Source organism: Flavonifractor sp. DFI.6.63, from assembly GCF_024462255.1.
GTDB lineage: Bacteria > Bacillota > Clostridia > Oscillospirales > Oscillospiraceae > Lawsonibacter_A > Lawsonibacter_A hominis.
This window is the reverse complement of record NZ_JANGBE010000004.1, coordinates 46,653-65,787: the sequence shown is the minus strand read 5'-3', so window position 1 is coordinate 65,787 and position 19,135 is coordinate 46,653. Positions and strand designations below refer to the sequence as shown.

General features: G+C 57.4%; 23 protein-coding genes. All 23 read right to left on the bottom strand.

The genetic code is table 11. The features are described from left to right. Positions 1-30: 30 nt before the first annotated feature. The 23 genes from NE547_RS03130 to cpaB all read right to left on the bottom strand — a co-directional run bounded on the left by NE547_RS03130 (position 31) and on the right by cpaB (position 19,135). A complete protein-coding gene (locus NE547_RS03130) occupies positions 31-1,857 on the bottom strand; it encodes a type VI secretion protein (protein ID WP_256174788.1) in 1,827 nt (608 codons plus the stop codon). A gap of 135 nt (positions 1,858-1,992) precedes the next feature. After that, the gene (locus NE547_RS03125) at positions 1,993-2,574 is read right to left on the bottom strand and encodes a hypothetical protein (RefSeq protein WP_256174713.1); all 582 of its coding nucleotides are present in this window, start codon (positions 2,572-2,574) and stop codon (positions 1,993-1,995) included. Next, positions 2,571-2,861: a hypothetical protein gene (locus tag NE547_RS03120; protein WP_033120321.1), complete on the bottom strand. Its 291-nt coding sequence runs from the start codon at positions 2,859-2,861 to the stop codon at positions 2,571-2,573. The genes NE547_RS03125 and NE547_RS03120 overlap by 4 nt, the downstream gene beginning before the upstream one ends. Before the next feature lie 11 nt (positions 2,862-2,872). After that, positions 2,873-3,439: a hypothetical protein gene (locus tag NE547_RS03115; protein ID WP_033120322.1), complete on the bottom strand. Its 567-nt coding sequence runs from the start codon at positions 3,437-3,439 to the stop codon at positions 2,873-2,875. A gap of 18 nt (positions 3,440-3,457) precedes the next feature. Further along, positions 3,458-5,434 carry a DNA cytosine methyltransferase gene (locus NE547_RS03110; protein WP_256174712.1) on the bottom strand — a complete coding sequence of 659 codons (1,977 nt, stop codon included), beginning with the start codon at positions 5,432-5,434 and terminating at the stop codon, positions 3,458-3,460. Continuing rightward, positions 5,434-5,823, bottom strand: a complete 390-nt coding sequence (locus NE547_RS03105) for a DUF4406 domain-containing protein (protein WP_033120324.1) — start codon at positions 5,821-5,823, stop codon at positions 5,434-5,436. The genes NE547_RS03110 and NE547_RS03105 overlap by 1 nt, the downstream gene beginning before the upstream one ends. After that, the gene (locus NE547_RS03100; protein WP_256174711.1) at positions 5,820-6,725 is read right to left on the bottom strand and encodes a conjugal transfer protein TrbL family protein; all 906 of its coding nucleotides are present in this window, start codon (positions 6,723-6,725) and stop codon (positions 5,820-5,822) included. Before NE547_RS03100 ends, NE547_RS03105 begins: the two co-directional genes overlap by 4 nt. Positions 6,726-6,844: 119 nt before the next feature. After that, positions 6,845-7,273 (bottom strand): hypothetical protein, encoded by a 429-nt coding sequence (locus NE547_RS03095; RefSeq protein ID WP_033120326.1) that lies wholly within the window; start codon positions 7,271-7,273, stop codon positions 6,845-6,847. Positions 7,274-7,287: 14 nt separating this feature from the next. Further along, complete coding sequence (locus NE547_RS03090) at positions 7,288-7,833, bottom strand: DUF4259 domain-containing protein (protein ID WP_256174710.1); 546 nt, start codon at positions 7,831-7,833, stop codon at positions 7,288-7,290. Between the two features lie 44 nt (positions 7,834-7,877). Beyond that, positions 7,878-8,342 carry a hypothetical protein gene (locus NE547_RS03085; protein WP_256174709.1) on the bottom strand — a complete coding sequence of 155 codons (465 nt, stop codon included), beginning with the start codon at positions 8,340-8,342 and terminating at the stop codon, positions 7,878-7,880. A gap of 34 nt (positions 8,343-8,376) precedes the next feature. Beyond that, positions 8,377-8,718, bottom strand: a complete 342-nt coding sequence (locus tag NE547_RS03080) for a DUF3852 domain-containing protein (protein WP_033120328.1) — start codon at positions 8,716-8,718, stop codon at positions 8,377-8,379. Positions 8,719-9,074: 356 nt separating this feature from the next. Beyond that, positions 9,075-9,317, bottom strand: a complete 243-nt coding sequence (locus NE547_RS03075) for a hypothetical protein (protein WP_256174708.1) — start codon at positions 9,315-9,317, stop codon at positions 9,075-9,077. 154 nt (positions 9,318-9,471) lie between these two features. Beyond that, on the bottom strand, positions 9,472-9,804 hold the full coding sequence (locus NE547_RS03070; protein ID WP_369699396.1) for a hypothetical protein: 333 nt from the start codon (positions 9,802-9,804) through the stop codon (positions 9,472-9,474). Positions 9,805-9,816: 12 nt separating this feature from the next. After that, positions 9,817-11,511, bottom strand: coding sequence for a hypothetical protein (locus NE547_RS03065; protein WP_256174707.1), 1,695 nt, complete (start codon positions 11,509-11,511; stop codon positions 9,817-9,819). 69 nt (positions 11,512-11,580) lie between these two features. Further along, complete coding sequence (locus NE547_RS03060) at positions 11,581-12,138, bottom strand: DUF6550 family protein (RefSeq protein WP_033120331.1); 558 nt, start codon at positions 12,136-12,138, stop codon at positions 11,581-11,583. A 199-nt stretch (positions 12,139-12,337) separates the two neighbouring features. After that, positions 12,338-12,883: a TadE/TadG family type IV pilus assembly protein gene (locus NE547_RS03055; RefSeq protein ID WP_033120332.1), complete on the bottom strand. Its 546-nt coding sequence runs from the start codon at positions 12,881-12,883 to the stop codon at positions 12,338-12,340. After that, a complete protein-coding gene (locus tag NE547_RS03050; RefSeq protein WP_370866814.1) occupies positions 12,880-13,275 on the bottom strand; it encodes a DUF4320 family protein in 396 nt (131 codons plus the stop codon). The genes NE547_RS03055 and NE547_RS03050 overlap by 4 nt, the downstream gene beginning before the upstream one ends. Next, positions 13,272-13,868, bottom strand: a complete 597-nt coding sequence (locus NE547_RS03045) for a hypothetical protein (RefSeq protein WP_256174706.1) — start codon at positions 13,866-13,868, stop codon at positions 13,272-13,274. The genes NE547_RS03050 and NE547_RS03045 overlap by 4 nt, the downstream gene beginning before the upstream one ends. Before the next feature lie 15 nt (positions 13,869-13,883). Continuing rightward, on the bottom strand, positions 13,884-14,756 hold the full coding sequence (locus tag NE547_RS03040; protein ID WP_033120389.1) for a hypothetical protein: 873 nt from the start codon (positions 14,754-14,756) through the stop codon (positions 13,884-13,886). 5 nt (positions 14,757-14,761) lie between these two features. Next, a complete protein-coding gene (locus NE547_RS03035) occupies positions 14,762-15,691 on the bottom strand; it encodes a type II secretion system F family protein (protein WP_081958377.1) in 930 nt (309 codons plus the stop codon). Continuing rightward, a complete protein-coding gene (locus NE547_RS03030; RefSeq protein ID WP_370866811.1) occupies positions 15,688-17,481 on the bottom strand; it encodes an ATPase, T2SS/T4P/T4SS family in 1,794 nt (597 codons plus the stop codon). Before NE547_RS03030 ends, NE547_RS03035 begins: the two co-directional genes overlap by 4 nt. After that, positions 17,475-18,290: a ParA family protein gene (locus NE547_RS03025; protein WP_256174705.1), complete on the bottom strand. Its 816-nt coding sequence runs from the start codon at positions 18,288-18,290 to the stop codon at positions 17,475-17,477. Before NE547_RS03025 ends, NE547_RS03030 begins: the two co-directional genes overlap by 7 nt. Beyond that, positions 18,290-19,135, bottom strand: a complete 846-nt coding sequence (gene cpaB, locus NE547_RS03020; RefSeq protein WP_256174704.1) for a Flp pilus assembly protein CpaB — start codon at positions 19,133-19,135, stop codon at positions 18,290-18,292. Before cpaB ends, NE547_RS03025 begins: the two co-directional genes overlap by 1 nt.

Sequence of the window (19,135 nt, the reverse complement as noted above, 5' to 3'; positions counted from 1 at the left end):
TTGCTGTCGGCCTGCCGGCCGGGGTCAGTCTTACCGCCCGCCCGCTGTGCCGAACAGCGCCTCCTTGTAGGCCGGGGCATGGACTTCCAGTAAATACCGCTCATTGCCGCATTTGAACAGGCACACGCCCCGCTGGGGGAAGCGGATGAGGTTGTACTCCGCCTCCTCCAACTGGAGCAGGTCCATATAAAAACGCTTGTCAATGGAGCCACAGTTGAAGATGAACTGGTGGGGCGGAATAGCGAACAGGGGCTTGGTCAGTTCCCGGATGCCCTCCCGGTCAAAGTCCTCCAGATTCTGAGAGGCCATGATGAGATTAGATTCCTTTTTGCGGACGCGCTTCAAGGTGTTGCGGATATACTCGATGATGGTGGTCCCCACCGACACATTGTCCGACAACCACACATACAACTCATCCAGCGTCGCCGTAGTATTGCCAATGGTCAGCAGGCGGTCGGACATATAGGAGAGGATGTTGAAGAGCATGGCCCCCCGCACATTCTTGCTGGCCTGCAAGAGTCCCTTTACGCCGAAAACAATAAAGCGGGAGGAGGTCACATTGGTGTGTCCATTGAAGAACTGTGCTTCGGCGCCCTGGCACATGGAGTGGAGGCCCAGCAGGATCTCCTGCAGCAGTTCCTTTGTGTACAGCTGGTGCTGGGTTTCATCGTACTCCCGGTACTCCTGTTCAATGAGTTCATAGAGGTCAGAGAGGATGGGATAGTCCTGGGGCTTGAGACCGGCGAAGTTGGTATTGTCGCAGATACCCCACCTGGCGTACAGCTTGCCCACCATGATCTCAATGGCGTCGATGTGCCGGTCTGAAAAATCCTTGTAGGCCCGGAAAAAGTCCTTGAGGAAGGAGATGTGCTGGCTCAGACGGGTGGACTTACGGAATGCCTCCGGCGCGTCCCTGTCCTCCGGGCCGCTGCCATCATCCCAGCACTTGGGCTCCAGCGGGTTGATGCGGTACACGCCGCCCATCAGGTCCATGAAACAGCCGCCCACGGCTTCACACATATCCCGCTGTTCATGCTCCACGTCCAAAGAGATCACAGACTTGCCCGCCTCGAGGAAGTTGAGCAGGAGCAGCTTGAGCAGATAGCTCTTGCCCTGGCCGGAGTTGCCCAGGATCAGGATGTTGGCAGAGGTCTTATCGTCATCCCGTTTATCAAAATCTACAAGGATATTGGCCCCGTACTTGTCCTTGCCGATGTAGAATCCGTGAGGATCGGTCTTTCCAGAATAATTGAAGGGATACAGGTTGGCCACCGAGCTGGCCGGAAGGACCCGTTCAAACTGGGCGCCGAAGGCGTTGCGGCCGGCCGGCATGACAGAAACAAAGCCCTCCTGCTGGCGGAGCATGAGCCGGTCCACATTGAGCTTGCTCCGCACCAACTCCGTCAGCACATCTGTCTGTAAAAGTTTCAGGGCATCGTAGCTGGATGCGGTCAGTTCCAGAAACACAGCACAGTGGAGGAGCGGCTCACGGTTACGATGCATGGTAGAGACCAGGGTGACCACATCCTGCAAATTGGCTTCCGCCGTGACCGTCTGCTGGAGATCCTCCGTGCTGGAGCGGGACATCCGGTGCTTGTTGGCGGCATTGTGGATGATCCGGCGCTCCTCGCTGGGGGTGACCTGCCGGGTGTAGATGCGGATGGTGACCCCGTCCATCTCGCCCAGATGCCGCAGAATGGCCTGCTCGTCGGTACAAGTGGGGTACTCTCGCAGCGCCCACACACAGCGGCAGGTGTTGCCGCACAGGTAGTGGTCCACCTTGAAGTCGATGACTGAGGGAGCGACCATATCAAGAAAATCCTTGATATACGGTTCCTCCGCCGCAGGCTGGGGCATATTCTTTTTTCTGTTTTTCGGCAATGAAAAAACCTCCTGTCCAGGCCGGCAGGAGAGCTTTCATCGCGCTGTTTCTTCCTGATATGGCCCGGAAGTTCTCCTGACGGCCATACTGATTGAATTGCGGGTCACAGATCAGTCATTCAGAATGATCCAGCGTTCCCCATCGTAATCCTCATACTTTTCTGTGGTGGCGTTCTGCTCGAGGTACACGCCCAGCATGCGCTTGAGATCCTCGCCGCTGGAGAGGCTTGCCTTAAACCCCTGATCTTCGAGGCTTTTCTGGACGCGGGAGAGGTGGGTATGCAGTTCCATGCCTGTTTCCTCCCGCATCCGGACCAGCACAAAGAACTCACGGGCAGTCGCCATCTGGATCTGCAGGCGGTCCAGGGATTTGGCGTCCGCCTCCAGCAGCCGGCAGATGACCGGTAGGTCCTCCTCAGCGGCCCGCTGGCGGTAGTGCCGCTTGTTGTCCTCAAAGCTCTCCTTGGAGTTGAGGGCCAGCATCTCGATCTCAGCCTGCCCCTTGAGGACGGTCATGAGGGCATAGATGCGGCTGCTTACAGCCTCCGGGGGCTGTACCGAGAGGTTGGTGGGTTTGATGGCAAAGAAGGTCAGCCGCCCGTGGCCGGTCTTCAGGCCGCTGTCGGTGATCTCGTCGATCCCGATGAGCTGCCGTGTGGTCTGCTTGGCTTTTGCCTCTTTTTTTCTGCTCATTCTTTATCACTCCTGTTCTTTGTTGAGCCGCACAGTCCCCAGGCATAGGTCTGCTGGCCCAGGAGAAAATATCGAATCGCATAGCGCAGGAAGTCCAAAATGCTGGTATCTTCCAGCCGAATGGAGAGAAATGCATAGGCCGCGGTGACCACCACCGGGGGCAGGAGGCCCAGTTGGGCCATGGCGAATACGGAGATCAGGGCGCCCACGCCGACAATGGCGATGTCCCGCAGCTCCCACAGCCATAAAACCGCTTTTGATTTCAGGTTGTCCGGATAGATATACACTTACGTTCACCTCACATTGTCATGCTCATTCCAAATCCCTGTTCATCCTGTTCAGGATCGGGTTCCTGACTTTGCGCTTCGTCTCGCTCCTGCGTTTCGCTCTGGTTTTGTTCCAGCTCCCAGGAGCGGAGCTCCTGAGCCACCACCCCCACAACAAAGGCCCGTTTGGACATACCTTTGTGTGCCTCGAGATACTGCTCAACACGTTGGAAAAGCGTCTCGGGCATGGTGATTGCCAGCGTCCGTTCTTTCTTGTTTTCCTGTATGGCCGCATCCTGGAGCGGCTCCTCACCCTGTTCCCACTGGCCCAACGCCTGATTCAGAAGGCTCTGGACAAATGCCTTTTGGGTGAGCGGTGAATGGGCATCCAAATACGACTTCAACTGCTGGAACATCTCCTCTGAAATCTGAACGGCCAAAGTACGCTGTTCCTGCCTCGGTGTGGCAGGCTGGTCCAGATAGGCGGTGAGTACCTTGGTGAGATACTCGCCATTGGTCATCTCCGGATCTTTGTTTTCCATCAGCCGCTTATGAAGTGACTCTGGAATCAAACCACAGAGATTTTTCATGGGTTCCATGTTAATAGCTCCTTTCACTTATTCTGTTGAGTCAGTAAACGCCAATGCGATCCCCCGCAGGACAAAGTCCACGCAGGGGATCGCCACAGAGTTGCCCAGCGCCTTGTACCGGGCGGAGTCGGAGGCGCCTGGCAGGTCGGTCCAGTGATCCGGGAACCCCTGGAGCCTCTCGCATTCCAGCGGGGTCAGCCGGCGGATGAATTGTCCGGTTCGGACTGGGTGAATAGAGTTGAGGGAACTTCCGGTGGCGCCCTGTTGAAGCGCACCGTGCAAATCGCCGTTCTCCCGGCCATTCCTGCAGTCTAACTCAGCCACATCCATTACCAGGTCTGTCGCGTCCTTATGCTGGCGGGCGCTCTGGGTGCTGGCTACTGCATCCTTTCGGAACACATCCACCCGCTGTCTGCTGAACATAGCGTGAGCAGGTTCTTGGGTTGGAGCACTTTCCTGCGCGATCAACGGAACATTGTTGCCGCCGGTTCCGTATCGGGCGGACATGGTGGGCGCTACGGCATGGGGGCCGGTGTAGCGGGCGTCGATGCCATGGTTTTCGAACAATACCGGCTGATTATTGCCGCTCAGCCCTGCCGCCGCGGTTATGGTTGGGCAGACGCCCACGCCGAGCTCCGCGCCGCCCTGCTGGGTGGCGAGCACCAGTGGCTGGTGGCCATGTTCCTGCGCCCGGAGTGTCCCAGCAACATCTTCACTACAGGCCATCATATTTCCGCCCTGGTCGTTAAGACAAATGACAGGCTGATGGCTTCCCATCTGCGCCCGCAGGGTAGCCGTCTTATTTTCTGTCAAATCCATCCGCTCTCCCCCCTGGTCATTAAGGCATAGAATGGATGGCATACAGTTTCCGCTGGCGGTCCCTTTTAATGTGGGCGCAATTTCCTCGCTATAGCCAATACTTCCTGCGGAAGCTCCGGCTCCAGCAGAAAAACCGGCCGTAAAAATGGCGGGATACCCCTGTCCAGGCATACCACCGCCTTCGCTCAGCGAGGTGTGCCGCTCCTCAGAGAGAAAGCAGTCACCGTTGCCTTTGGCCGTGATCCCGGCCACAAAGGTCTGCTGTTTCATCCCAGGCTGGGCGGTCAGCGCTGCGGCGACATCGCGCAGATCCCGCACCTCATCCCGCTGATTGGCGGCAAAGGCGGTGATCACACCGTTCCGTCCGGTGGACATCCCGCAGTTTACGCCGAGGGTGGCCGCCTTTTCTCCCACCAGGTCTCCGTTGTATCCGTCGAATCCAATGGAGGCTGTCCCGCCTGGAGGATCAGCGCCTCCCTGAGCTGGGGCGGAAGTTCTTTGCCTCTGGCTTCTGCCCGGCGTAGAATCCCTAAGCAGGCGGTCCTGCTCAAATAGTATTTGGATGGCACTTCGTCCTGCAAAATCCGCGACAAGGAAGATTCTCTTTCTTCGCTGGGCGACACCCCAGAATTGAGCATCCAAGACTCTCCAAGCCAGGCTGAATTGATCTCCCAGAATGATTGCCCCAGCAGATTCCCAGCGCCCGGAGTCAGGTCGAGGCACTGAACAGGAGCTGTCTTTAATTCGGACGATCTCCTCGAGGACGATGCGGAAGTCTTCGCCTTCGGCCGAGCTGAACGCTCCTGGGACATTTTCCCAGCACATATATCGAGGTCGAATAGCGTGAGCTGTTCTGCCGCGCCGCTCATCTGCATCCCTCATTTCTTTTACAACACGGATCTGCTCCATAAACAGGCCGGAACGCTCCCCGGCAAGACCTGCTCTGGCCCCCGCCACGCTGAGATCCTGACAGGGTGAGCCCCCTGTGATAATGTCCACCGGGGGGAGTTCGGCGCCGTTTAACTTCGTGATGTCCCCGACATGGAGCATGGAGGGGAACCTCTTTCTTGTCACTTCGATGGGGAAGGCTTCGATCTCGCTGGCCCACACCGGCTCGATGCCGTTGCGGACCGCCGCGAGGGGGAACCCTCCGATTCCATCGAACAGGCTGCCCAGCGTGGGCATTATGCCATACCCATGCTCTGCCCTGGAGCTTCGCTTTGCTCCATCTCAGCGGGCAGAGCCTCCTGCTTGATTTCCAGCTCCCCAATCTGTCGGATGGGGATGCCGAGCCGTTGGGCCTCCTCAATCTCACGGGCCATGCCGGAACTGATCCGGTCGCCGCAGCACCACAGTTCGTCGCAGACTTCCAGCACTCGATGCCCCAGCCGAAGCCCAGTTTCCCGTTCCGCGGGATCGCTGTCATCCAGCATCTGCGGGTAGAGCAGGTGGACGGCGATGGGAGTATGACCCTGGCGGATCGCATAGCGGCAGGCTTTTTTCGCAAACGCAATGTTCGCCTCAATCTCTCCGGCAAAGGGAGAAGCGATATAAATCAGTTTTTCTCTGCTCATTTCGCCACCCCCACTGCCTGTACCACGGTGCGGGTGGTGTTGATTGCCGACTGTGCCGCGTAGACGGCGGACATGATGTTGGCGCGGGTGGAGGTATCCAGCCCGAAGGCGCCGCAGATCCGCGGCACCTCACCGGCCGACAGCATCAGCCCAAGGCCCAGCAGCGCGTGGTCTTTCAGCACCAACAGTCCCGCTGTGAGGATGGTGGCCTGCAGGAAGGTGGTCAGGCACAGGCCGATGATCTGCTTGCACCACTGCACAAAGCCGTCCATGTAGCCGCGGGGCACCGAGAACATATACAGGGAGCCCACAGCGATCTGGATGAGCAGGATGCCGCCGCGCTTAAGATTGGAGAAAAAGCACTTGATGATGGCGTATCCCATCATGATGATAATGAAAATGACCATGATGGGACTGGTGATGCTGCCGATCCCGCCAAACACACCGGAGGCCGCTGCCGTTCCGATATCCACTTCTTGCAGGGAAGTGATGATATCTATGGAGAGGACGTCAAAGCTCTCCCCATACCCGGTGATCCCGGAGGTCAGGCTGGCCTGTAGGGTGACGGAGAGCTTGTAAAGCTCTACCGGCACCAGGGTAAAGCAACTCACCGCCATAAAACCCTTGATGGCGTTGAGCGCGGCGTCTTTGACATTGGCCCGTCCGGTCTGGTATTCGATCCCGACCTCGAACACGGCCACCACCAGCCCGACAACATACAGCGCCCAGGCCAGATAAGAAAAAAAGAGGACGATGGACTGTACCCAGCTCATCTCGAAGAGCTCAACGCCCATGTTCCCCATCTCGGCAAAAAAGTTGCCAAAGAAGCCCACGAGCTGGCTGTAGACCCAGTCGATGAACTGGTCCATCAGCCCGCCGAGGAAAAAGTCCAATATAAACATCTGGTGGTTTCACCCCTTTGCGTAAGGGGGACCGTGCCAGTATTGGACGTATACTCCTGCTCAAAGGCACAGGGGCCGTGACTTGGCACGGCCCCTGCTTGGATTCACTTCCTGTCTTCTTAATACATTTGCGGGCTGTGCTCCTGCGCCTCATCCTGACGCTGGAACACTTGCAGATACTCATCTACCGCGCCCGCCAGCACCCTGTAATCTGCCTGAGTAGGCTGGTACACATACCAGCCCACCTTCCCGTAGTCATCCCAGAGGTGCGGTAAAACGCCATTCGGGAAGTTGGGGTTGCTCACCTTTTTCTTTCCCAGCAGATCGCCAAAGCGGAGGATATTCACATCCACCGCGCCCTCGGTCCGGTTCAGAACCGTCAGCTTGAGGGCATTGTACTGGCTGGCAATGTTCAGAGAAACGAACTCCAGCCTGGCCCGCAGATCCGGGTCAAGCTGGATGTAGGCCGACCTGCCCGCAAAGGATACTGGGCCGCTGGTTTTGCACTGCGTGAGGATTTTCCTCAGCTCCTGCCCAAATGGATTCATGTTTCTTTCCCTCCCTACACGGTTAATTCCGGGGCAGCCGGAGCCGGTGGGCGGGCCAGCTCCAGCGTACTGCTTTCCAAGGCCAGAACACCGTCCAGTCGGTGAATAAGGCCCTCCATGTGTTTCTGCCACCTATCCCAATCTTTCGGATCAAACCAGCCGCCGGGCAGTTCGCCGGCTTTGATCTGTTGCTCCGCCCTGATCCTGGCATATTTCAAGGTGTCCGCAAGGTAATCCCGAAGTTCCTGGAGAGAAGATCTTGATGCTGTAAACGATGTAATAGACCGAAATTTGTTATCCGTGGCCGCCCACTCATCATCATAGTCCAAACTGCCGGGATTGCCGTCAAGATACCTTACAATGATCTCAGCCAGTGCCATAGGGCTGGTATGTGAACACCCCAGCTTTACATCACAGGGGGCATTCCATTGGTCTTTCTTTAATGGTTCAAGCATTTCCCCCAGGTCCAGCTGTCCGTCTTTCGATAAATTGTGCCAGATACACCCAACTGCATCCAGTCCATCGTCGGATTCCAGTGCGGTGATTCCCCAACAGCCCATAGAAACCGCCTTCCATTTCCGGCTTACGCCTCATCATTCTTGTCCTACATTTCCAGTTTCGGTCCAATCTGCTCCTGCTCATCCAGCCCAAATGCCTCGCGCATTTCCGCATCCGCCAGAATCCCGAACGCTTCCTGACAATCTGCGCAGCTCACGATCCAGGTCTTTCCTTCAAAGTACCGGAGCGTTTCCGCCAATATTCTGGTCTTCGGGTCCGAGGCAGAGAGAAGCTGCTCCACCCCCTCCCGCGAAAGATATTTGCGCTCTCCGCTCCAGGAGCCAATCACGCCGACAGTGTACTCAGGGATTTCCACCGGCAGTATTTTACAATCCAGAACCGGATCTGGATCAAAGGTGAAAAACACATCAATGGGAGTATCTTCTACCACGCTTACCCCGATGCCGTATGGACCTGCGCCTGCTCTGCACATCCCGGCAGACCGCTGGTACAACTCGTTAACCAATGAGAGCATTTTATTTCCGGATGGATTTGAAATTGGATATTCCATTGGTCCCTTCCTCCTGTGTTCTCAGAATAATTCTTTACATTCCCAGGATGCTCCAGACATAGGTGGGAGCCGTCAGGGTGAAAATGAGGCAGGCAAACAGAATGGCCGGCGCGGTCCACTCAAATTGGCCGTGCTTTCTGTAGTCAAAATACGCCATCCCCAATTTTGCAAAGAAAAATACGGCTAAAATAAGATCGATCACCGGAAAAATGACATTATTCACTACGGTTTTGATCTGCTCAGATGCCGTTGTCCATGTCCCCTCAATGGCCTCGGCCACATTTCCCGTTTCAGCAGCAAAGGCAGTCGTGCCGAGTAGGACTGCCAGCAGGAAGACCATTACAAACCCGCAGAGAACCTTTCTGTACTTTGTCATAAAATAATCCACCTTTCTTTTGAAAAGGAAAAGCCGCGGGAGTTATTCTCCCGCGGCACAGGTGGACCAGCACAACCAAGCCGCAAGGTATTTCCCACGGCCTGTCTCTTGTCTGCTTTTACTCTGATAATCGCTTACAGGGTAAGAATCTGTCCGTCAGATGCGGATAGTTCTTGGAACTTTTCTTTTAATAATGCTTCAAGCACCTCCTTTGCGAGTTTGCAAAACACCGAATACATTGGAAGCCCATTTTCAGCTGTGTCTTCGTATGGCTCCGGCAGCCGACCGTGCTTTAGAAAGAAACCATTTTCCGCCTCTATAAGCCGCTCAACAGACCACTCCCGTACTTCGTTCCGCTATACCAGGACGGTTTGAATATGGCGCTCATCTCTTGCGGAGAGAAGCGTGGGGTAGCGAAGTTCAGCATACTCCTGGGCGGTCATCCCCATGTAGCGCTCAAAGGTCCTGCGTGTTGGCAGCCCAAATTGGGGATTCATTTCCCGCGCCACCGGCAGCCTGCTGTTCTTTTCCGCGAATCCCGCGAAGGCTTCTTCGATTTTCCCCTTGGTCCATACTGCCGGGGGCCCTTTTTTACCCACTGTCAAGAGCCTCCTTACATCGAGAAAGAAATATCAAAAAACCGCGTCTGAGCAACCTCAACCAGCGGGGCCACTTCAATAACCTCGGGATTCTGTTGGAACTTCAGATCTCCCCGGAAGCCCAGCTTCAGGTTGCTGAATACCTCGGCGGCCTTCAGCAGTTCGGGCGGCGATCCCGGAGGCGTCTCCTACATCCAGCGCACCCACTCGCCAGTCTGATACCGGGGGTCAGCCGGAGGATCACATAGTCCTCCGGCACAAACTTGGGGTAGTGGCCGATGCTGCCGCCCACCTTGTAATAGGGCTTCCCCTCGCTCATGACGGTGGCCCGCATGAGCGTCAGGGTATCCTCCAGAGAGGCACAGAACCAGCACTCCCTATCGCCCATGCGCCGGATTCGACCGTCCCGCAGGATGCTGTCCAGATTCTTTCGGTGCGTGTAGTGGTAGACTTCGCTGGGCCGCTCATCTAATCGGATATATCCCATAGAGTCCACCTCCTACGGGTCAAGCGGGGCGATGTGCCAATCGTCCCACAGATTGCCTCGGATGCTCAGCGAATCGGTGAGGTTGGCCGACAGCATCCCCGCCGGCGTCCAGCAGTCGATGACCCAGGTGTTGACCGTATAGGAGCCGTCCAGGTACCAGATCGGCGTGAAATGGGTGCGCCGGTTATAGGTGCTGTACTCGTTTTTCTGGAACTCCAGCCGGGAGGACGAGGAGCTGATGGAAATGCGATCCAATAGCCGCCAAAAGGATTCATAGTTGAACTCTGGGAAGTAACTGACTGCATTCTGCAGGGCGGTGGTGGCCGACCTCTGGGAACTGTTCACTCTGGCGGTGACCACCTGATTGACCCCATAGCCGGACTTCATGGTGCTGTCGCTGGCGGTGGGATTCTTCTCGTCTGGAGTAATTTCCATAGCAGCGGAAAGGCTGGCACTGTAGCGTTCCAGATCAAATTCCCACCAGCCGTGGTCACACCAGTATCCGCTGTCTTCGCCGGTACTGTGCCACACCCAGTATTCCCGCCACCAAGGGTCCCAGATGGTCCACTGGGCCGAGGTTTTCTCCGGCCGGTCTGGGACCGAGGAGGGGGTGAAGGAGTCGTTCCGGTCATCCGCCACCGGGTTGGGCGGCGGGTTCTCATCCAGATCTACGATTTTGCAGTGGATGGTGGCCTGTGCTGAGCCTGGGCCGGATACATCCACATTGATGGTCATATCCTGCGGTTCGTCCGGTGTGGTCCAGCGTACCCAGGCCAGTTGGGAATCCCCGTCCGGGTAGTAGACATTGCTGACCGTATAGGTGGTCCCATCAATATGGAACCGTACAGTGACTGGATTATCCGGATCACTCTGGCCTCCGCTGACCTCTACTGCCGTAATGACCTCGGTATTGGTCCGGTACTCATAGTCATAGGTGCTGATTTCCGGCTCCTCCGGCTGCTCCTCAAAGCGGACGATGCCAAGGCCCAAAGAAGACTTGATGTCCGAGTTGGACACATTCTTATTGGTGGGACCGGACCATGCAGGATAGCCTAAATCCGGTGTTTCGAGGAACATGGACAGTGGGAGGTTTTTGGCTGTCAGCGATCCCATCCAATAGCGGAGCTGGCCGCTGACCTGCTCGTCATAAAGCGCCGCCTCCGTTGCGGTTGTGGCGATCATGACGCCCTCGAACTTATAATAGGCAATGGGTTCCAGCAGGATTTTATACTCGCCGCTGATGAGCGTATCGTAATCCATGCCGGTTATATCGGCAATCCGCTTCACAATATACTCAGAGCAGAAATACTTTTTTATTGCTTCGATGTTGTTAGTTCCGTTAGTGCTGATTATTCTTGGCATTATCTGTCCGGGATTTTTAAAGGTGTACCCACCTTTGACAGGAGAAAGCCCCGTTCCGTTATTGTACTGGAGCTTGCTCACCTTACCGAAATGATAGATACCCTCTGATGGTGTTTTGTTGGTGAAGTCAAATGGTGTGGTGACCACAGCATGGTCACTGGCCCGTACCACAGTAACCCGGACACCGTCATTACCGGGGTTCCAGCTCCCGTGACTGGTGGCATCACCCATGCTGCCACCCCCGCCGTCAATGTTGCCAGACCCGCCAGTGTCAGCATAAGCGGACATACAAAGAAGAGCAAGTAACAGGGCCAAAGAAAGGAATGTACTGATAACTCGTTTCATGTCTCCTCCTTTCTGACAAAGAAAAAGCACAGCCGAAGCTGTGCTTTTTCTCGTCATAATTCTGCTGTATCAGTCCATGATACCAATCTGCTTATTGATGTCGCCGTCACCGTCAACATATTCGCCTTGGTTCGGACCAGCGTCTGGCACGTTATCAAAACCAGGCAGGCCACCGCTGGTGTTGGTGGAGGGCTGCTCAGGGGGCGGGGTTACATTGTCGTGGTCCTGCGGCTCAGGGGTGCCCTCTACCGGAGTCCCATCCGGCGTCTTGGTGGGGTCCTTCAGTTCCTCCTCTGTATATTCCGGCTTGGCCGGATCGCCCTGGATGGTCTGCTCTGTGCCGGTAAAGTCAGCGCCGTTTCCCTCGCCGGCGTTGGTATTGGCATCCGGTGTTTCCGGGTTGACAGTCACAGCGTCTTCCGGCTCCTGGACATCCCCGGATTCCGAGGGAGGCGGAGTGCTGTTGTCCGGGTCCACCACCACATTGCCCTGCTGGGAGCTGCTGGGCGGAAGCGGGGCGTCGGTGACCTTGTCTTTGCTGAAGCTGCTCACGATCACAACAACCAGCACCACGCAGATGACGAGGCAGCCGGCCACCGTCAGCCATTTCTTCGTATTATTCTTCATCGTCTGGATTCCTCCTTTTTCTGTTGGTCACACTTCTTGCGGAAGCGGTCCGCATGTAATTCCAGGCGGCTGAGGAGAGTTCGGCCTTAAAATCTATTGCCTACATCTTCCTATACATCCTGGTCTTTGTCAAGCTGTACCCTATCACAAGAGTGGAGAGAAGTCTATTGGGGCAACAGAAAACTTTTTGAAAACTGTGTTAAAACCGAGGTGTGTAGCCCGCGCTGACCTTGACTGTCATCCGCATGGGCGGCAGAAGCTCCCCGCCAAAGGATACCGGGACCTCCAGCTCGATCTCGCAGTCCGCCACAAAACGGTCACCGGCGCTGTCGCCAGAAGCAAACGGCGCGTTGCGGATCTCCACATCAAGGCCCCAGACACGGAACTCTGTGGTGCCGTCCTCCGTGTACTGGGTGTGGTAGCCGCCCTGGTAGGTCAGTCCGAGGATATCGTCCAGGCGTCCATAGATATCGCCATAGTCCAGCGATTCCTCGAAGTCTCCCGCCAATGGCTGATAGGCGCCGGAGTAGCCTTCCCGGACGCTATGGTACACATCGTCATAGTTGTCGTTGACGGTGGAGATCACTGCCTCCTGCACCGCGTCCCGGACCCCCTGGGCCACGATGAGCAGGCGGAAATACTCGCTGATGCAGCACATCAGCATCACCAGCACCAAAACGATGGCAATAATCAGGGGGAAGGCCACGCCACGCTGGTCTTTCAAAATCTGCCGGAGTCTGTTCATTTCCAGTACACCTCCGACTTTCCTGTGGCATCCGCCCGCAGGGTGATGGGAAAGCTGCCAAAGCCGGCAAACAGGCCGAGGTCAATCTCATAGGTGAGCGTGACCGAGACCTCCTCATTGAGCTGGATGCGGCCGGTATCGCTCCACTGGACAGCGGGGTCCAGTCCGGTCTGTTCCCGCAGGGCCTGTTCTCTGCGATCTGTTTCCGAACCGACCCGGCCGGTAATCTCCGCCTCGCGCACCAGTTCAGTGGCAAAGGTGTCGAGCTGCTGTTTGGCGATAAAGGCCGGGAGGACCTGTACCGCCAGCGCAATCATCAGCATGGCGCAGAGAACCAGTACGCACACATCCATGTATCCCTCGCCGCGGCGGGATCTCAGAATCCGTTTCAGCACATGGTCACCTCCATTTCCGGAGAACCTTGTGCCTGCTCGGGAGTTTCCGTGAGGAGATGCCACACACCGTTCTGCCGGCTGGCTGATTTAACCGTCTGAGCGAGGAGCTCATCGGCCGGAACGGTCATAGACATACCTGACACGCCAGGATGAGAAATCATGTCGTGTCCATCAAGCAGGCTTTCCGCCTGAGCTTCCGTGAGAGAAACAAAACCGCACGGCGTCATCAGGAAAAATCCCCCGCCCTTATGATCAAGCAGGAAATCCCGGACGGTTGCGGGGACACGCACATCGTTAAACTCCTGTTGGAGCGTCCATACACAGTGCAGAAGCTCCTCCTCGTGAGGGATATCGGCGCCATTTTCCGAGATCCACCGGTCTGTAAGATAACCAAGCGGGTCATCCAGGCAGAGCAGGAACTTCGCGTCCTGCTCGCTGATGGCATCGTCAAGATTGTCATGGATCAGCTGTGCGGCGGCAATCGTTTCGGCGGCATCCAGCAGTTGGGCGGGATCAGACTCCATCCACTGCTTGACCCTGCGCTCATAGCTGGCATCGATCCGCTTCTTCAGTTCTTGTTTATCATTCATCGGGAGCCTCCTCTCTTAAAACATCCCACCCAGGGAGTGGATGATCTCATAGATGATGATGGCCAGATAGGTCCCCAGGAAGCACATGAGCAGCGTGAGGGAAAAGGCCCGGATCTTGGGCGGGATCTTCATGGCCTTCGCCTTGAGCCGCTGGAGCTCCAGCTGTTTCATATCATGGGACAGCATCTGAAAGTAGTTGATCCCGTTATCACCCCGCAGCACACCGATGAGTCCCCGGACAATGTCCGAGAGGAGGGGGGAATTAAACCGGGCCTCGAAGCGGGTCAGCGCCGCCTCGTAGGAGCCGGACCGCATATCCGCGGTGAGGACATCCAGCTCAGCGGAAAAGGTTTCGCCGGCGTGCTGCTTGTAGTGCTCGATCATGCTTAGCACATCCCGGCTGACAGCCAGCTCCTGTGTGATGGTGGCCACAAACCGGGGCAGCTCCGCCTCAATCTCGTCCCGCTTGACAGAGAGCTTTTCCTCCGCCCGGCGAATCTCCTTGAAATAGACCGCCACCGCCAGAAGAACGACTACCAGTGCCAGCAGCGGGAAGACCAGCAGGCATGGGATCACCGCCAAGAGCACCGCGCTGGTCTGGACCATGGCAAAGGCGGTGTATTCCTCCGGGGTCATGTTCAGCCCAGCGGCGGCCAGTGTGTTTCTCAGGCGCCCGCGCTTGTACTCATCCATGTGGATGTGCGGAGCCAGTCTGACCGCCCAGCCCATGAGCAGGGCTTCCACACTCTTGGCCTGTTTTTTCTCCTGGCGGCCTACTGAAAGCATGGCCCTCTGTGTGGCCAGACGGGGGAGCTTAAGCAGATCGGCCATAATAAAGAACAGGCCCGCCGCGAGGAGAATACCAAAGAGGAAAATTAAAAATACCACCGACATCACCTCCGATACTCAATGGGCTGGGTCAGCTTGATAACCGCCGCGGTGCTGATGAACATCACGGCGGCGATGACCGCCAACAGCGCCTGCCCCAGCGGGGTGTGCATCAGGACATCGTACCAGTCCTGGTTGAGCCAATACAGCAGGGGGATATTGCCGATGACCAGCACCTGCATGGTGATGAACTCCTTGCGGGGCTCAAACACCAGATTCTCCAGCTCACCGTTGACGATGCGCATGTCGGAGAGCTTGGCCACGATGGGGGTCAGGATGGTCTTGAGGCCCCTGTCATGGCGGCAGGTCAGCAGAGCGGCCACCCACTCCCGAAACACGGCGTTGTCGATCTTCGTCCCCATGTCCTGGAGGGCGGCGTCCACATCGGGGTCCACCAGCTTGACGCGGGTGAGGAACTCCGCGAACACGCTCCGGACGGGCGGGTTGAGATAGTCGAGGTTTTCTTCCACCGCCGTCTGGATGTCCTCACTGCGCAGGTAGGCCGTGGTGATGATGGAGAGGGCGGTTTCCAGCTCGGCGGCAATGTTCTTTTTGTAGTGATTCGCAGTCAGGCGGATAAACCAGAACGGCACGAGCATCATGCCCACCGCCAGCACCGGCACCAGGAAGAGGTTGCCCAGCGTCAGGGCGAAGGCGGCTCCCACCAGAAAGAGAAGCAGGGACAGGGCGCACACCATGGGGAACTTGGCGGACCGGCCGGTCATCCGCAGGATATTCTGGGTATCCTCGATCTCCCGGCGCAGGAAGGATTTCTTTTTGCGCCGGGTGCTCTCATTGACCTCCGCCCGGATGCTTTTGGGCTTGCTGGTGATCCTGCGGAACACCCCTTCGGTGAAATCCATGGGCGAGACGCGCAGGAGAATGAAAAAGCCCGTGATCAGTCCGGCACAGGCAATCAACTGGATCATATTCACGCGGATTCGCCTCCTTCCTGACTGGTCTTAGGCTTTGCGGGTGGCTTGGACGCTGTGGTCCTGGTCTTTGGAGCGGACTTTGCCTGTCCTGCCTTTGCCGGACTGGAGCCTGACTTGCTTTTAGAGGGAGCGGGCTTTTTGCCCACAAGCTGGGTCAGCACCTCCCGCGGCATACCGTTGTCGATGAACCGCTTCCGCAGGCTCTCCGAGATGGGGTTGACCGCCTCGTGGCGGCCCTTGACGCGGTATTTGCCGTCCACCAATTGGTTCTGCTCAATCTTGAAATGATAGAGGGTGTTGTACCGGCGTTCCCCATTGGGCAGGATCTCGCACTCCATGATCTCCATGATTTTGCGGGATTTGTCCTCCAGCTGCTTGGCGAACACCACGATGGGGAATGCCTCGGTGACCAGATCCATGAGGGTGTCGTCGGCCATCTCATGCTTGCGCTTGCAGAGGGTGACCATGCGCCGCCAGGTGGCCTGAGAGGAGTTGGAGTGGATGGTGGTCAGCACGCCGTGGCCGGTGCGGGCCGCCTCCTGCGCCGCGTATGCCTCGGCGGAGCGCATCTCGCCCACGCAGATGATATCGGGGTGATACCGCAGGGCCATGTCCAGCAGCATATCTTGGTCGATGTTCTGCTTGGCGTTCTCGCTCTCACGGGTGAGGGTGTGGATGACGCTGTTGCACACCCTTCCGTCCTTCTCCCGCACCAGATCCAGCTCACGGGAGCCGTTCTCAATGGTGAAGATGCGTTTATTATCCGGGATGGTGGTCAGGAGCCACCCCGCCACCGTGGTCTTGCCGGAACCAGTGGCCCCGGCCACGCAGACGGAAACACCGTACCGCAGGCAGGCGGCCAGAAAATCCAGCATGGGGCCAGTGGCCGTGCCGCCCTTCACAAAGTCCTCCTTCTGCATATTCTGCGGGTTGACGATACGGATGGAGGCGGTAACGCCCACATCCTCGTCCACCAGCGGGGTTTTGAGGACAGCGATGCGGATGTTTTTCGAGAGGTGACCCAGAACGGCGGGGCTGGCGTTGTCCAGCACCATGCCGCTGACATGGAGCATGCGGCGGATCACATTGACGGCGTGTTCAGGGCTGTCGAAGTGCTCCTCCAGCTTGACCGTTTCCCCGTTGGCGTACAGTACCTCAATGTCCCGCCAGGAGTTCACATTGATCTCCTCGATGCCGGTCCCGAAGATGTACTTGGTGAGCAGACCAAACTCAGCCATCTCCGTGTAGAGGGCGTCCACCAGCTGGGTGCTGGAATAGCCCTTGACCGCGATGCGCCGGTCCTGCACATATTTGGTGATGTACCGCTTGATCTGGGCCTTGGCGTCCTCATCGCCGCCCTCGGTGATAAGAGCGGAATACTTGCCGGAGATATACTCCTGCACATCCTGCAGGACGGTGTTGAAGTCCTGTCCCTCATTCTCCGGGGTGAAGAAGAGGGAGTGCGCCCGGTGACCGCCTGCCGGCTCCGTGTTCAGGGAACGTCTGGGGAGCTCTTCCGCCATATCCACATGGTCTGCGGGATCAGATTCACCCCCTGTCTCATCATCAGCTGTGACATGATGCAGGGGCTCGTCCACGGGCCGGAATCCCCCTGTGCCGGCCCCATGACGGCTCTGCTCCGTACCGCTGCTTACCGGCCAGTCCGGACCGAAATAGAGGGGGAGCTCCTTTTTCTGTCCGTCCGGGCCTGTGGCGGTATGCGTTACGGTAGAGTCCTCCACGGATGCTTTGGGGGCAAACATGGACTGATTTCGTTTCTCACCTAACACCCAAACACCTCCCTGGCAATCTTCTCGATCTCCTTGCGGAACATCCGGCTGTCCTTCATGGAGAGGTCCGCCAGCAGATTGCCGGCCAGATAGCACCCCTCCAGCTCCACCGAATGGGGCAGCGTGAAGGCCACCGCCCCCAGCGCCTGACCCATGTGCTCTCCAGCCTGCTGGGGCTTTACATTGCTGGCGGTTTTGTACTGCTTGTCCGCGTCCCATTTGGCATCCCGCAGGAGGGGAAGCTGGCTGGACAGGTAGCTGATGCTCTTGAGATCGGCGTTGGCCAGCCGCAGAACAGAATCCGCCTCCATGAGCGCCACGGCGGAGAGGATGTCGTTGGCGATGTAGCTGCCGCAGTCGATGACCACATAGGTGGCGATCTCCCGCAGGCAGTCGATGAGTTCCCGCGCCTGCACCTCGTTGTAGGGCGGGTAGGTGTACTCATTCTCGCCCTTGAGCATCCCCAGCATGGTGAGGTAGCCGAGGCGCTTATGGGTGACCAGATTGTTCTTGACCAGATTCTCCGACACATGGGCGGCGGCCAATACGCTCCCAAGGGAGCGCTCACACTCCAGTTCCGACGCCGGGCAGATGCAGGGCAGCATGGGGGCAGTCATATCACAGAGCAGGAGGATCACATTCCGTCGCTTATCTGCCAGATACTTGGCCAGCCGCACGGCTACGGTGGTCTTGCCGCTGCCGGGACTGCCCCACACCGCCAGCACCCCGCCGCCCTGTTCCTCCTGCTCATAGGCGTCCTCCTGGCCTGTCCCGCGGGAAAAAATGCCGGCTTTCTTAAAATTCAGCATCAGGCCACCTCCTCGGATTCCGTGGGCGCCTCCGTTTCTGCGGTTTCGCTGGGATCGGCGGGAGGCTCGGATTCCACAGGATTCTCCTCCGGCTCCTCCTCGGGATCGGGTTCCGGGGGATACAGCTCCAGAATAATCTCATCCTGAGCAGTCAGGAACTTTTCAGCGTTCTTGCGGTCGCCCCGGTAGACCAGCGCCAGATGGATGGTACCCTCCGCCTCCAGTTCAGCCAGTACCTTGGCCTGTTCAGGGGATACCAGCAGGGTGACGGTATCCGGAAGCTCCTTATCGTCCTCCTCATCCGCAGGCGCGCCGGTGTTGGCGTCGTAACCGGAGGAGGCGGTGACGCTGATGATCTCCACATACTGCAGCTCAGCGGGGACAACGGTCTGGCCCTGCTGCTTGTAGTCCGGGGCGATCACCGACACAATGTCGCCGCTCTGCAGTTTGCCGGAGAGCCCCTCCGCAAAACTTTTGATGGACACAGAGATGGCCTGCTGGCTTCCATCCAGGCTGTACAGGTAGGCATTCTCAGCGGCCGGGGCGTCCGAGAGTTTGGACGAAATGATATAGTCACCTACGGCCAGATCTGCAGTGGCATATTTGCCCACGGCGCTCTCTTTCTGTCGCAGGACATCCTCCGGCAGATTGTAGCCGCCCACCTCTACAGCCTGGACCATACTCTCCGTGATCTCATCTCCGGCCCGGACGGGCTGGACCACCCGCACGATCTCAGCCTTCTGGCTTACACTCTGATTGAAGAGCGGGGTCAGGCCGAAACAGATCAGCAGGGAGAGCAGAATGCAGATCACGCCCACCACGGTGCGGTTTTTCAAAAAACTCAT

What these genes read in the sequence shown, in the direction of transcription:
- NE547_RS03105 (WP_033120324.1), bottom strand. Translation starts at nt 5,823, where the DNA reads ATGAGCAGAGAAAAACTGATTTATATCGCTTCTCCCTTTGCCGGAGAG.
- NE547_RS03095 (WP_033120326.1), bottom strand. Translation starts at nt 7,273, where the DNA reads ATGAATCCATTTGGGCAGGAGCTGAGGAAAATCCTCACGCAGTGCAAA.
- NE547_RS03055 (WP_033120332.1), bottom strand. Translation starts at nt 12,883, where the DNA reads ATGAACAGACTCCGGCAGATTTTGAAAGACCAGCGTGGCGTGGCCTTC.
- cpaB (WP_256174704.1), bottom strand. Translation starts at nt 19,135, where the DNA reads ATGAGTTTTTTGAAAAACCGCACCGTGGTGGGCGTGATCTGCATTCTG.
- NE547_RS03100 (WP_256174711.1), bottom strand. Translation starts at nt 6,725, where the DNA reads ATGTTTATATTGGACTTTTTCCTCGGCGGGCTGATGGACCAGTTCATC.
- NE547_RS03090 (WP_256174710.1), bottom strand. Translation starts at nt 7,833, where the DNA reads ATGGGCTGTTGGGGAATCACCGCACTGGAATCCGACGATGGACTGGAT.
- NE547_RS03060 (WP_033120331.1), bottom strand. Translation starts at nt 12,138, where the DNA reads ATGAAGAATAATACGAAGAAATGGCTGACGGTGGCCGGCTGCCTCGTC.
- NE547_RS03110 (WP_256174712.1), bottom strand. Translation starts at nt 5,434, where the DNA reads ATGCCCACGCTGGGCAGCCTGTTCGATGGAATCGGAGGGTTCCCCCTC.
- NE547_RS03045 (WP_256174706.1), bottom strand. Translation starts at nt 13,868, where the DNA reads ATGAATGATAAACAAGAACTGAAGAAGCGGATCGATGCCAGCTATGAG.
- NE547_RS03125 (WP_256174713.1), bottom strand. Translation starts at nt 2,574, where the DNA reads ATGAGCAGAAAAAAAGAGGCAAAAGCCAAGCAGACCACACGGCAGCTC.
- NE547_RS03130 (WP_256174788.1), bottom strand. Translation starts at nt 1,857, where the DNA reads ATGCCCCAGCCTGCGGCGGAGGAACCGTATATCAAGGATTTTCTTGAT.
- NE547_RS03070 (WP_369699396.1), bottom strand. Translation starts at nt 9,804, where the DNA reads ATGGGATATATCCGATTAGATGAGCGGCCCAGCGAAGTCTACCACTAC.
- NE547_RS03065 (WP_256174707.1), bottom strand. Translation starts at nt 11,511, where the DNA reads ATGAAACGAGTTATCAGTACATTCCTTTCTTTGGCCCTGTTACTTGCT.
- NE547_RS03080 (WP_033120328.1), bottom strand. Translation starts at nt 8,718, where the DNA reads ATGACAAAGTACAGAAAGGTTCTCTGCGGGTTTGTAATGGTCTTCCTG.
- NE547_RS03115 (WP_033120322.1), bottom strand. Translation starts at nt 3,439, where the DNA reads ATGGAACCCATGAAAAATCTCTGTGGTTTGATTCCAGAGTCACTTCAT.
- NE547_RS03025 (WP_256174705.1), bottom strand. Translation starts at nt 18,290, where the DNA reads ATGCTGAATTTTAAGAAAGCCGGCATTTTTTCCCGCGGGACAGGCCAG.
- NE547_RS03085 (WP_256174709.1), bottom strand. Translation starts at nt 8,342, where the DNA reads ATGGAATATCCAATTTCAAATCCATCCGGAAATAAAATGCTCTCATTG.